Source organism: Chryseomicrobium excrementi, assembly GCF_002798305.1.
Taxonomy (GTDB): domain Bacteria; phylum Bacillota; class Bacilli; order Bacillales_A; family Planococcaceae; genus Chryseomicrobium; species Chryseomicrobium excrementi.
The window spans coordinates 42,392-55,669 of the sequence record NZ_PCGR01000003.1; the positions used below are offsets into that span (position 1 = coordinate 42,392).

Annotated in this window: 13 protein-coding genes; 10 read left to right on the forward strand and 3 right to left on the reverse strand. The window is 45.3% G+C overall.

Translation table 11 applies throughout. The features are described from left to right. Positions 1–37 precede the first annotated feature (37 nt). Entirely contained in the window at positions 38–541 is a 504-nt protein-coding gene (locus tag CQS04_RS09215; protein WP_100353873.1) for a metal-dependent hydrolase, read from the reverse strand. Positions 542–665: 124 nt separating this feature from the next. On the opposite strand from CQS04_RS09215, the gene CQS04_RS09220 reads away from it, so the two are divergent. Next, on the forward strand, positions 666–1,514 hold the full coding sequence (locus CQS04_RS09220; protein ID WP_100354161.1) for an MBL fold metallo-hydrolase: 849 nt from the start codon (positions 666–668) through the stop codon (positions 1,512–1,514). Between the two features lie 41 nt (positions 1,515–1,555). Here the strand turns inward: CQS04_RS09220 and CQS04_RS09225 are convergent, their stop codons facing one another. After that, positions 1,556–2,215 carry a lysoplasmalogenase gene (locus CQS04_RS09225; protein WP_100353874.1) on the reverse strand — a complete coding sequence of 220 codons (660 nt, stop codon included), beginning with the start codon at positions 2,213–2,215 and terminating at the stop codon, positions 1,556–1,558. 152 nt (positions 2,216–2,367) lie between these two features. Here CQS04_RS09225 and CQS04_RS09230 point away from each other — a divergent pair, with 152 nt between their 5' ends. Continuing rightward, the gene (locus CQS04_RS09230) at positions 2,368–2,916 is read left to right on the forward strand and encodes a GNAT family N-acetyltransferase (protein WP_100353875.1); all 549 of its coding nucleotides are present in this window, start codon (positions 2,368–2,370) and stop codon (positions 2,914–2,916) included. 1,156 nt (positions 2,917–4,072) lie between these two features. On the opposite strand, the gene CQS04_RS09240 is transcribed toward CQS04_RS09230, so the two are convergent. Beyond that, positions 4,073–4,348 carry a heme oxygenase gene (locus CQS04_RS09240; protein WP_100353877.1) on the reverse strand — a complete coding sequence of 92 codons (276 nt, stop codon included), beginning with the start codon at positions 4,346–4,348 and terminating at the stop codon, positions 4,073–4,075. 315 nt (positions 4,349–4,663) lie between these two features. Here CQS04_RS09240 and CQS04_RS09245 point away from each other — a divergent pair, with 315 nt between their 5' ends. The 8 genes from CQS04_RS09245 to CQS04_RS09280 all read left to right on the forward strand — a co-directional run bounded on the left by CQS04_RS09245 (position 4,664) and on the right by CQS04_RS09280 (position 13,268). Beyond that, positions 4,664–5,794: a M20 family metallopeptidase gene (locus CQS04_RS09245; protein ID WP_100353878.1), complete on the forward strand. Its 1,131-nt coding sequence runs from the start codon at positions 4,664–4,666 to the stop codon at positions 5,792–5,794. Between the two features lie 57 nt (positions 5,795–5,851). Further along, positions 5,852–6,475, forward strand: coding sequence for a VCBS repeat-containing protein (locus tag CQS04_RS09250; protein WP_217349715.1), 624 nt, complete (start codon positions 5,852–5,854; stop codon positions 6,473–6,475). A gap of 218 nt (positions 6,476–6,693) precedes the next feature. Continuing rightward, complete coding sequence (locus CQS04_RS09255) at positions 6,694–7,518, forward strand: M55 family metallopeptidase (protein WP_100353879.1); 825 nt, start codon at positions 6,694–6,696, stop codon at positions 7,516–7,518. 12 nt (positions 7,519–7,530) lie between these two features. Then, positions 7,531–8,466, forward strand: coding sequence for an ABC transporter permease (locus tag CQS04_RS09260; protein ID WP_100353880.1), 936 nt, complete (start codon positions 7,531–7,533; stop codon positions 8,464–8,466). Beyond that, positions 8,466–9,416 carry an ABC transporter permease gene (locus CQS04_RS09265; RefSeq protein WP_100353881.1) on the forward strand — a complete coding sequence of 317 codons (951 nt, stop codon included), beginning with the start codon at positions 8,466–8,468 and terminating at the stop codon, positions 9,414–9,416. Before CQS04_RS09260 ends, CQS04_RS09265 begins: the two co-directional genes overlap by 1 nt. Positions 9,417–9,421: 5 nt before the next feature. Next, positions 9,422–10,543 carry an ABC transporter ATP-binding protein gene (locus tag CQS04_RS09270; protein ID WP_245858793.1) on the forward strand — a complete coding sequence of 374 codons (1,122 nt, stop codon included), beginning with the start codon at positions 9,422–9,424 and terminating at the stop codon, positions 10,541–10,543. A gap of 68 nt (positions 10,544–10,611) precedes the next feature. Then, on the forward strand, positions 10,612–12,249 hold the full coding sequence (locus CQS04_RS09275; RefSeq protein WP_100353882.1) for a peptide ABC transporter substrate-binding protein: 1,638 nt from the start codon (positions 10,612–10,614) through the stop codon (positions 12,247–12,249). Between the two features lie 95 nt (positions 12,250–12,344). Beyond that, positions 12,345–13,268, forward strand: a complete 924-nt coding sequence (locus CQS04_RS09280; protein WP_100353883.1) for a S66 peptidase family protein — start codon at positions 12,345–12,347, stop codon at positions 13,266–13,268. Positions 13,269–13,278 lie beyond the last annotated feature (10 nt).

A 13,278-nucleotide genomic window follows, 5' to 3' on the forward strand; every position in this document is an offset into this window, starting at 1 on the left:
ATAAAAAAACACCCTCAAATATCTGAGGATGTCTAGGTCATACAGTTTTCAGCAAAAGCTGGACTGTGAGAAGGAGAAGAACTACAAAGGTTACTTTCTCGATCAGTCCGCCTGTCCGAATATGTGCGATGCGGAATCGCTTGGCCTTCGGAATCGGATATAGAAGCGGCACGCCTTGAGGGTTCAACATGTCGAGCAGCACGTGGCTGATTGCACCTATGAAGAAGCCAAATGCTATCGGGTAGGCGTAAGAACTGAATTCGGTCAGTTCCAGCCCGGAATAGAGAAGCAGGCTGAACAAACCAACGATAAGTGGGGAATGAGTTGCTCCGCGGTGCGTGGTCGTACGTCTCACTAAAAAGCCAAAAGGTTTCAAACGGTTGCTGATGAAACTGTTCTTGTGGTCGATGTCTGGCGCAACCGAGCCGATCAGGGTAGCGACGGCGAATGGCACCACTTGCTCTGGCGACACATACTCGGTGTGTTGAAGAACCGCGAGCGTGATGAGCGCCCCACCAGCGAAATGGGTCTTGTATTGCATGAGAAACCTCCTTATTTATGGTGCTAGTCTATAATAAGGGGTATATGTGTTCGATACAAGATGTCAAATGCAGCATTAATGCATGATTGGTAAGTTCAATTACAAAAGAAACGAGGCGATTCTTATTCAATCTATACATAAACTAGGCGAACGCTTTTGGTACAGCACGGCTGTCTCTTTAACCGACCGTCCGATTCTAGGAATGGTGACGGGGACTAAGAAGACATTGCTGATTGATGCAGGGAACTCGGAAGAGCATGTCACTTATTTTATCGAGGAGCTCAACAAGATGGGCGTTCCGAATCCAGATATTGTGGTCCTAACACATTGGCACTGGGATCATATACTCGGCCTTTCTGCTTTATCAGATACCGTTTCTATGGCTTCGAAGCAGACTGCGACAGAAATGGAAAAGTTGCTTCCTTATTCTTGGTCCGATGAAGCCATCGATGAGCGAGTGAGAGAGGGCATAGAGATTGAGTTTTGCGCCAAAGCTATTAAGGAAGAATACAAGACTCACCGAGACATCAAGGTCACTCTGCCGGACATTACCATCGAAAGCAATGCAGAAATCCATCTCGGTGGCGTGACTTGTATCGTCCAACATGTAGGAGGCGATCATGCTGCAGATTCCGTTGTCGTCTATATCAAAGAGGAGAAGATTCTCTTCCTTGGCGACTGCATTTATCCGAAAATGTACGCAGAAAAAGTCCACTATACAGTTGATGAAACGTTACGTTTGTTAGATGTACTAGAAACGTTTGATGCAGAAACCTATATCCCTTCGCACCAAGAGCCTATTTCAAAAGAGGAATTCGAGAAAGAAGTAGCGATGCTTCGAGCAATTGCGAAGTATACGAATCGTTGCAAGGGAGACAAGCTGAAAATAACGAAAGAATATCAAAACCATGTAAAAAGAGAACTGACCGAGGACGAATTCGAGACAATCGCTAATTTCGTAGATGGGTATTGAGGGTATTCTATGGAGAACCGCACCAGGTGAAGGTGCGGTTTTTAAGTAGCCTCTTCTATACTTGCGCGGGTTACTAAGCTGCCAAGACTATGCGCAATGAAAAACTGGGCCGAGTAATAGGTCGACATGATCAAGTAAGTCGATTGGGGTACATCCGATACAAACATATTCCAGGACAAAATAGAATCAGATAGTACAAATAGCAAACTACCTGTGATGGCCCACTTGTTTCCTGTCATAATGGCCATCCAAGCCATAAGTGAGATGACAATCACATAAGCAATGACCGGGATGACAAGAGCATTGTTTCCGTCTTCAATCAGAGCAGTTATTAGGATTCTACCCATAAAGAGAGAGTATATGAGTATCAAAAGAATCACTGTGAAACGAACTTTAGAAAACTTCCACGCTCTACTGAATCCCACTACATAAAAGAGATGTCCCACTAAAAATGTTGCTAGTCCAAGGATAAAAGAATAAGCGATGAAGCCATCTGCCAGCATGCAAATAAACAATCCGCTCAGCAAAATCCACTGAGTAGAATTAGGTTTGGACCGGCACTGTAGATATGCATAAACAAGGATTAAAATCATAGGAATGAGCTTAAATATAACTTTAAGAATGGTAGGATCTTCTGGGATACTAAAGATATACAAGCAACTCATGAACAAGATAAGAAGAGGCAAAACGAATTTTTTCATCAGCACATCACTCCTACTGCTTTTACTAAAGATTATGGTTTGTGGTAGATGACTAGGACTTCTGCAGAAGAGACTGGTTATCCTTTATTTTATAAAAGATTGTAAGCAGGATATTTTTATTGGATCTACAAATAACGAATCGGAGGTGTAACATGATCTATATCGAGACGCCAAGATTGCGATTGCATGATTGGAAAGAAGCTGACTTTGAGCCTTTCAGCCGAATGAATGCAGATGAAGAAGTAATGAGGTATTTCCCTAAAACTTTATCAAAAGAAGAATCTGATGCTTTTGCGCAGGCAATCATTGCAGAGATCAAAGAATTCGGATTTGGTCTATATGCCGTGGAAGTAAAAGAAGCAAATGAGTTCATTGGATTTATCGGATTTCACAGAGCTACTTTCGAATCTGACTTTACTCCGTGTATCGAAATCGGCTGGAGACTGAAAAAAGAAGCGTGGGGAAGAGGCTACGCAACTGAGGGAGCAAAAGCTTGTCTGCAGTATGGATTTGAGGAATTAGGCTTTGACGAGATCTTCAGTTTCACTGCAGCTATCAATGAGCCTTCAAAACAAGTGATGAAAAAGATAGGGCTGCAGTTTGTGAAAGAGTTTGATCATCCGAGAGTTGATAAAGACAGTCCGCTTTTGAAGCATGTTTTGTACCATATACAGAGCAATGACTACAAGAAATTAAAATAATTTAGAATGACCGTTGAGCACGAATTTTGCGAGAGGAGATTCGTGTTTTATTATTGGTTAATTGGAATATTTTACTCTTAATACCTTTATCTGATTGTTTCTTATCGGTGGGATGATATACTTAGATTAATCAATAAGTCTAAGGAAACACAGTCTAAAAAAGACGATTGTATCTTGATGCGCGGAATTAATAAGAAGAACAGAAGTGAAATCTTCTAAATTACGGAGTTAGGAGTCTAATAGCCATGGATAAAAGTAATTCAGGGTTAGTGCATTTAGGAGTAACTATCTTATTGTCGATAGTGATTTTTTACGTACTGGCAATAACATTAAAAACCGAAACGCCAGTCACAGATTTTTTACTAACAACGATTTGCGTGAATTTGATTTATAGAAGTTATATCAAGGGGAAGTGACTACGCGAAATCACTGTAATTTAGAATGTATTGAACTTATTTAGGCGGTGTATTTATTATGATTCTCTTCATCCTTTTACTACTCAAGACGAGACAAGCGGAAAGTTGTGACAAGAAAGCAGAAACTTTTATGTATTACTCGTTTCCTTAAGGTAGGAGTAATTTAAATTTATTTTATGAACGCACACGAATCCGACCATCACGGAAAGTGACTTTTGATTTGAAAATAAAAGAGATGCTCGTGATGTAAATAGAGTTAGCGAGGATATAGAAAGCCAGGGCTGGTAAAGTGAAAAACCTCATAAAGCTAGTTTCTCCCCATTCTATAAAGGCATGTAATACAATTCCTAACGTAGTAAGAAACAGCGAAATGAAAAAGACTTTGAGTACGTTTTTTCTAAAATAAAGAGTGAAGATCATCGCAAAGAAAAAATTTAATACAAATAACGAAATCAGGAAAATATATTTGGAAATATACGAATCAAAAAATACAGTTGGAAAGTTTAAAGCACTCGAAATCACTAAGCCGATTGCAGAAAACCAAAAAAGGCCTTTCAAGTTCGCGTTAGAATGTATCATATTTACCTCCCATCACATTTTCCTTATTCTACCACAGTTATGTGCAAGATAATTCCAAATCCAAATAAAAATCTCCAACAAAAAAAGGCATCCACACAAGTAGGCACCTTCCCTTATTACTTCGCCGCTTCCAAAGTAGAAGCCACTTCCGAAATGATGATCTACCTTCCTAGCATTGGGGACTCTTCGCCGCTATTTCCTGAACGGGAATGAGATTCTTTGAATGCGTCGCTGTTTTTCCACTGCGTGAAGTCCTCCATCATGTTCCAGTACATATTGACGTTTAGTTCATCGTACTCCGTAAGGTTTTGGGTGATCCACACTTCGACTTTTACAAAGCCGTCCATTTGTTGTAGGGCACCTGGTTTCGTAAACATCGGCGCCATCTTTTCAGCGAAACCGGATTTCATCTTGATGCGATTTGTTACGATGATCATCTCTAGATTCCTCCCATTGATTTAATGTGTTCCAACAACTCCACCTTATTCCTTTCGAAGCCTGTTGTCGAATCATAGATGACTACTTTATGGGATAATGTAATGGTACTCCAAATCGATGTGGAAAGTCATTTTGCAGGATTAAGTCTGTCTGCATGGGTTTTGACTGGAGAGACCATATGAGAAAATAGTTTCATGAAATAAAAATCCGGGAAAATAAACATAAGAGACTGCCTATTTTTAAGAGGGCACAATGATCGGAAATAGTAGTAGCTAGTTTATAGAGATAAAATAAGTAATAAGGGGAGAATGACCATGGATTATTTTAAATCGCATTTACCCGAAATGTTGGAGAAGCTTGCCGAGCTTGTAAACATCGATAGCGGGTCCCGATATAAGGCGGGTGTCGATGAAGTAGGGAAGCGACTTGCTAAAGAATATAGAGAATTGGGCTTTCAGGTAGACGTCCATGAAAATAAAAAGCTTGGAAATAACTTAGTGATTCGACATCCGGAAGCGACCGAGCCGAAAGTGTTGCTGATTGCTCACATGGATACGGTGTTTCCAGAAGGAACGGCAAAGGAGCGTCCGTTTAAAATAAAAGGGAAACACGCATACGGCCCAGGAGTTGCAGACATGAAAGCCAGCTTGATTAATCTGGTGTATGCGATGAAGTACTTAAAAGAAGTGACACCGGAAACGCTCAACAATGTGGTGATCATTCTAAACGCAGACGAAGAGATTGGGTCTCGCACGTCTCGCAAGTTGATAGAAAAATGGGCTAAGGTCGTAGATTATGCCCTTGTGATGGAACCTGCTAGGAAAGACGGTTCTATCGTCTCTTCTCGTCGCGGAGGAGGACGCTACATTTTTAAAGTGAAAGGGAAGTCAGCGCACTCTGGAGTCGCACCTAAAGAAGGGATCAGCGCTATTGAAGAGCTGGCTCATAAGATTACGAAGCTTCATAAACTATCCGATCATGACAAAGGCATTTCTGTGAGCGTGGGAAGAATTGAAGGCGGCAAGTCGATCAATATCATCCCCGATTCCGCAGTCGGCTATGTCGATATTCGTGTCCGCAACAAGCAGCAGGGACTTGAGCTTACAAAGCAGATCGAGAAGATTGCTTCGGTACCTGATGTGGAAGGTACGAGCATTGATTTAGAAGGCGGCATCAATCGCCCGCCGATGGAATTTAATGAAAAGAATCAGAAACTACTTGGAATCATCCGTACTGTGGGCGAAAGACACGGCATCAAAGTCAAAGATACTCATACAGGTGGCGGTTCGGACGCCTCGTTCCCATCGTATTTAGGCGTGGCGACGATAGACGGTATGGGGCCAATCGGTGATAAGATGCACAACGAAGGCGAAAATATTTTGATTGAGTCGATTCCAAAGCGCGCGCTGCTACTGGCGGAGACGATTCGGGAATTATCGAGTTAAGTCCTTGTAAAAGAACCATTTCGAAGGCCCATGCATACATTTAGAGAACGCTAATAAATGTATGCAAAGGAGTACGAGATGATTAGTGAGTTTGCTCAAGGGGGTTGGAATCCCTCCAGGGTCGTAGTATTAGCATGTGGAGACGTGACCGGGGAACGATTCCGGACACGGTCTACTTTAACTGGCGTCACGACACCAAAAAGTCCTTTTGTTCAACACATCACCCTGCACATTCAGGACGGGAGATCTGGCAGAGTGACGCGCATCCCGCTTCAGGAAAATGCAGGGTACAATCCTACGATTTTCTTAGGGGATTTTACAGGAGATGGCGTCGATGACATCATCATCGATATCTCTACAAGAGATCCTGAGTATTTAAATGACATTTACTATAAGAATGGCAAACTGAAGAGTCCGATCACGGGATTTGTTAACCCACTCAGTGGCCTTTATCCAGTCGATTTTGATTCCGATAACCAGTTTGAACTGCTTGCTTATCAGAAGATTGCAGGGAAATACAATGCGGATTCGTTAGGCTATATATTGAACACACTCGCTTGGTGGGAAAATCGATTCGTATTGAGAGTCAGTTTGTCGCGACTTAGGGGAGCTCGAATCCGAATTAAAGAGATGCACATTTTAAGAAAAGTCAGCGATTTCATGAATTTTCACAAATCCTAAGCATTTAGGATTTGTGTTTTTTTTATTTTATTCTTGAACTTTGTGGCTAGGAACATAAGAGAATAGTTGGATTGCAAATGATAAAAGAGTTTGCTTGAATCCTTCGGAAAACGAAAATATAGGGCAACATTCCGATGTAAAATTCAAAATATTCTGCTAAAGTGGTGACAGAAGGAAGAAATACTACATACAACTAGAAAATTTACCAGGAGGACCCAATGAAATACTTCATTTCAGTCGACATGGAAGGCATCACAGGACTACCGGATCACACATTTGTCGATTCTTCCAAACATAACTACGAACGGGCACGGCGCATCATGACCGATGAAGCCAACGCCATTATTGAAGGTCTCCTCAAAGCGAAGGCCACCTCGATTTTAGTGAACGACAGCCATTCCAAAATGAACAATCTCCTAGTTGAAGAATTGAACCCAGCAGCGGAGCTGATCACGGGTGCGGTAAAACCGTATTCAATGGTACAGTCTCTGGATGCCTCATACGACGGAGCCATCTTTGCCGGATATCACGCGCGTGCAGGAATGCCGGGTGTGATGAGCCATACGATGATCTTTGGTGTGCGCACGATGTATATCGATGACGTGGAAATCGGGGAACTCGGTTTCAATGCCTATGTCGCCGGTCACTTTGGCGTTCCTGTCATTATGGTAGCTGGAGACGACGGAGCATGTCGAGAAGCGGAAGCGCTGATTCCGAATGTGACGACAGTCGCCGTGAAAAAATCGATTACTCGTCAAGCCGTCCAAACTTTGGTGCCGTCGATGGCACAAGAGCTACTCAGAGAACAAGTCCAAAAAGCGGTTGCGAATAAAGACAAGGTGCAGCCACTGGTGCCGCCTAAAAATCCGACGCTTCGCATAGAATTTGCTAACTACGGGCAAGCCGAATGGGCAGCACTTATGCCAGGGTGCGAAATCATTGAAGGAACGACCATTGTGAAATTCGAAGCAAAAGATATATTAGAAGCCTATCGTGCCATGCTCGTGATGGTGGAACTGGCGATGCAGACAACATTTTGTTAAAGGGGGAAGCTTATGCTCAAGTACACATTGAAACGCTTCGTCATGATGATTGCCACGATTTTGATCATTGCGACGCTGACGTTTGTTTTAATGCACTCCATCCCGGGCTCTCCGTTTAATGAAGAACGGACGACAAATGAGGCCATCCAAGAGAACTTGGAACGCTTTTACAAGCTCGACCAACCACTGCCGGTGCAGTACGCATATTATTTAAAATCGATTGTGACGTTTGATTTTGGACCGTCCATCAAAAAGCCGAACGAGTCGGTCAATGAACTGCTCGCGAGGGGGTTCCCGATCTCCTTCGAACTGGGGATGACGACCATCTTGGTCGCTGTGATCTCAGGGATTTTACTTGGCACGTTTGCAGCACTACGACATAATGGCGTGATTGATTACGCGGCGATGACGTTTGCGGTATTTGGCATCTCGATTCCAAACTTCGTGCTAGCTACGCTACTCATTCAGAAGCTTGCCGTTGACTGGAACATCTTGCCGCCGGCTACCTGGTCGAGTCCGCTCCATATGATTTTGCCCGTCGCCGCACTCGCCACGGGTCCGATGGCCATCATCGCACGTCTAACACGGTCCTCGATGCTCGAAGTATTGACACAGGATTACATCAAGATGGCGCGGGCGAAAGGGTTGAGTCCTTTCCGCATCATTGCAAGGCATGCACTGCGTAACGCGTTGATGCCAGTCGTCACCATTATGGGGACGATGCTTGCAGGAATTTTAACAGGGACATTCGTCATCGAGAAAATCTTTGCGATTCCGGGGATGGGAAAATACTTCGTGGAAAGCATCAACAACCGCGATTACCCGGTCATCATGGGAACAACGGTATTTTACAGTTCCTTCTTAGTATTTATGTTGTTCCTGGTCGATATCGTCTATGGCTTCCTGGACCCACGAATCAAACTACATAAGAAAGAAGGTGAGGCGTAATGACGAACCTTCGGGAAGCAGCACTACCGCAACAGACCATTCCAGATGAGTGGTTTCAAAAGAAGAACAAAGATTTAGAGAAAGCGGAAGAAGTCGTCCGCCCGTCCCTTTCGTATTGGAAAGATGCGTGGCGCCGCCTTCAGAAAAACAAACTCGCTATGACGGGCTTGATTTTCTTAGCCTTACTAGCCTTATTCGCAATTTTTGCACCGATTTTGTCGCCCTATTCGGTGACGCAAGTAGATTACCCGAATCAAAACCAGCCGCCGTCTGCTTCGCATTGGTTTGGAACGGACGACGCCGGACGAGACGTGTTTACACGAACTTGGTACGGAGCCCGGATTTCTCTTTTTGTTGGTTTGATGGCCGCATTGATTGATTTCTTCATAGGAATCATCTACGGAGGCTTTAGTGGTTACAAAGGTGGTAGAACGGATTCATTTATGATGCGCATCATCGAAGTGCTTTACGGTCTGCCACACTTACTAGTCGTTATCTTATTGATGGTTGTGATGGGAGCGAGTTTGACGACCATCATTGTCGCCTTGACCGTGACCGGTTGGGTAGGGATGGCTCGAATTGTTAGGGGGCAGGTCCTGCAGATCAAAAACTATGAATTCGTGACGGCATCGAAATCATTCGGTGCGAGCACGCCACGAATCATTCGCAAGAACTTACTACCGAATACGATGGGACCGATCATCGTACAGATGACATTGACAGTACCAAGTGCCATCTTCGCAGAAGCGTTCCTTAGTTTCTTAGGACTCGGGATTTCCGCACCGTATGCGAGCTGGGGTGTGATGGCAAGTGACGCGTTGCCGGTCATCTTGTCCGGAGACTGGTGGCGCCTGTTCTTCCCGGCGTTCTTTATCTCCGTGACGATGTTTGCATTTAATGTACTAGGTGACGGGCTGCAAGATGCACTGGATCCGAAGCTGAGGGGGTGACAACGATGAACAATGAACAACAGCTTGCGGCAGTAAAAGAAATGGAGCGCGAGAAGCAGCTAGATGCCGAGCGATCCGAGCAAGAATTAGTAAACGTAAAGCAAACGGTACAGAAACACCGAAAAGTCGTATCGACTGAGAAAGTCCTCGAAGTAGAAAACCTGCACGTGTCCTTCACGACGTTTGGAGGAACCGTACAAGCGGTGCGAGGAGTCTCGTTCGACCTGTATAAAGGCGAGACACTTGCCATCGTTGGCGAGTCAGGATGCGGCAAGTCCGTGACGTCAAACGCCATTATGGGTTTGATTCCGCAGCCACCAGGGCGTATCTCGGACGGGAAAGTCCAGTTCAAAGGACGCGAGCTGACGACGCTGACGAAAAAAGAACTGCGTAAGATTCAGGGAGTCGATATCTCGATGATTTTCCAGGACCCGATGACCGCTCTCAACCCGACGCTCACTATCGGGGAGCAATTGATGGAAGGGGTACGCACCCACTTCAAGGTCTCGAAGTCTGAGGCGAAAGAAAAGGCACTTGCGATGCTGAATTTGGTCGGGATTCCAAATCCAGCGGAACGCTTGAAGCAGTATCCGCACCAATTCTCTGGAGGGATGCGCCAGCGTATCGTCATTGCCATCGCGCTGATCTGTGAACCGGAACTACTGATTGCAGATGAGCCGACGACAGCACTCGATGTGACCATCCAAGCACAGATTTTGGAACTGTTTGAAGAGATTCAAGCGAAGACGGGCGTCTCGATTGTGCTGATCACACATGACCTCGGTGTCGTCGCCAAGATTGCCGACCGCATCGCCGTCATGTATGCAGGAAAGATCATTGAGATTGGGGACAAGCGGGAAATCTTCTACACGCCGCAGCACCCGTACACACAAGGGTTACTGAACTCGGTACCGCGTCTCGATCTTTTGGAAGAAGAGCTCCAACCTATTGATGGCACACCGCCGGACCTGTTCGCACCGCCAAAAGGCTGTCCGTTCACGGCACGCTGCCCGTTTGCGATGACAGTATGTGAGCATGTCCATCCGGCCACAACGACTTTGACGAAGACACACGCAGTGGATTGCTGGCTGCAAGACGAACGAGCCAAACAGCTTTGGGAAGCATAACGTACTAAGGGGATGAAAGCACAGCCGTGCATTCACATAAAAAAAGAGGACAAGGGGGATTTTATACGATGAAGAAATGGTTAGTACTACTGTTCACAGCTTTCGTAGCTATAATGCTTGCTGCATGTACTGCGAACGATGATGCAGGAAAAGACACAACAGAAAAAGACCCGGCTGGCGGAGAAGAGACCGCAGCAGAAAAAGTATTGTACTTGAACAACGGTTCTGAGCCGACGACGTTTGATCCATCTGTTGGGTTTGACGCGGTATCTTGGAACGCACTGAACAATTTGATGGAAGGTTTGACGCGCTTAGGTGAAGATGACCTGCCTCACGAAGCTACAGCAGAGACAATCGATGTTTCTGAAGACGGCTTAACGTATACGTTTACTATCCGTGAAGATGCGAAATGGTCAAACGGTGACCCTGTCACAGCAGGTGACTTCGTTTACGGCTGGACTCGTATGTTAGATCCAAACACAGCATCACCAGCAGCATTCCTTGGCTACTTTATTGAAGGCGCAGAAGCATTCAATACGGGCGAAGGGACTGCAGAAGACGTAGCGATCAAAGCAGTCGATGAAAAGACATTCGAAGTGAAATTAACAGCTCCAACAGATGCGTTCTTGAACATCATAACGAACCCAAGCTTCTTCCCAGTCAATGAAAAAGTGGCTACGGAAAATGACAAGTGGTTTGCAGACGCGGAATCATTCGTAGGGAACGGACCATTCAAGCTGGCTTCATGGGAACATGATGCAAAAATGGTCTTTGAGAAAAATGAAAACTACTGGGATGCAGAGACTGTAAAACTCGATAAAGTCGAGTGGGCAATGGTCAATGACTCCAACACTGAGTACCAAATGTACGAATCAAATGAGCTAGACGTGTCAGCTGTACCAGCTGAACTTGCAGAAGAATTGATGACAAGCGATGAAGTAACAAATGAAGATCAGGCAGGGACGTACTTCTACCGTTTCAACACGACTATGGAACCGTTCACGAATGAGAAAGTACGTAAAGCCTTTGCGATGGCTGTAAACCAACAAGAAATCGTGGAGTTCGTTACGAAGAATGGTGAAAAACCAGCACACGGTTTCGTATCTTATGGATTTACTGGTCCAAGTGGTGGCGACTTCCGTGAAGAAGTGGGCGACCTCGTCATGACGAACGCAGAAAAAGCGAAGACATTGTTAGAAGAAGGCATGAAAGAAGAAGGCTGGTCAACACTTCCTGAAGTGACATTGACGTATTCAACTTCTGATACGCACCAAAAGATTGCAGAAGCTCTACAAGCACAGTTTAAAGATGCACTAGGCGTCGATACGAAGCTTCAAAACGTAGAAGCAAGCGTGTTTGCATCAGAGCAGAAAGAACTGAAGTACCAATTGTCTCGTTCTTCGTTCTTGCATGACTACGCAGATCCAGTGAATGCAATCGAGAGCTTTATCACAGGTTCCTCTATGAACCGTACAGGCTGGTCGAACGAAGAATTCGATAAGCTGATTGCGGATGCGAAACAAGAAACAGACGCAGAAGCGCGCTGGGAAATGCTGAAACAAGCAGAACAAATCTTGTTTGACGAAGCTCCGATCTTCCCGATTCACTTCTACAACCAAGTAAGCTTAGAAAAACCATCTGTTTCAGGAATCGTGCGTCACCCGGTTGGGTACCTCGAGTTGAAATGGGCAGATAAAAACGAATAGAGGTGTGCGCCACACGAGTGGCGCCCCTTCTGTTTTTCTTAGAGAAAAGGATGTATCCTTTTCTGTCAGAAGGCCAGAACTAGGAGGAAGACAACATGAGAATGCGTCCAAACAGGTTGCAACAAGGAGATACCGTAGCGGTCATCGCACCGTCAAGTCCGCCGAACTTAGAGAATCTTAAACGAGCGCTCCCGTTTCTTGATGAGCTCGGACTGAAGGTCAAGATGGGGAAACACGTCGAGAACGTTTATGGTTATCTCGCAGGAACAGATGACGAACGCCTTGAAGATCTGCATGACGCCTTGCGTGACCCAGAAGTCAAAGGCATCATCTGTGCGGGAGGCGGGTTTGGAGCCGCGCGTTACGCTGAACGAATCGATGCAGAATTGATGAAAGACAATCCAAAAGTCCTTTGGGGCTACAGCGATATCACGATTTTACATACCGTCTTCGGCAAGTTCGCGGACGTCGTCACATTCCACGGACCGATGCTTGCATCAGACGTAGGAACCGACAACTTCCAAGAGCTGTCGCGCAACCAGTTCTATCAGTTGTTCGAACCAAAAGAGCTGCACTATACAGAAGACATTGCTCCTCTGAACGTCTATCACGGTGGCGTTGCTGAAGGGATGATCGTCGGGGGCAATTTGTCGCTCCTCGTGAACTCGTTAGGGACGGAGTACGAGATCGATACAAAAGGAAAGCTGTTGTTCATTGAAGACATCGATGAAGAACCGTACCGAGTGGACGGCTTGCTGAACCAACTGCGCCAGGCAGGGAAACTCGATGACGCAGCAGGGATTGTGGTCGGAGACTTCGCAAAAGCAGAACCGAAGAAGCGCAAGACGTCTCTGACGCTCGATCAAGTCCTTGAACAGTATGTTGGCCGTTTAGAGAAGCCCGTTGTCAGTGGCTTCAAGATTGGCCACTGTGAGCCGCACTTTGCGATTCCGTTAGGGGTCGAAGCAAAGCTCGATGCAGATGCTAAAACATTAACACTCCAACCGGGAGTCCAGTAAGGAAGGAGTT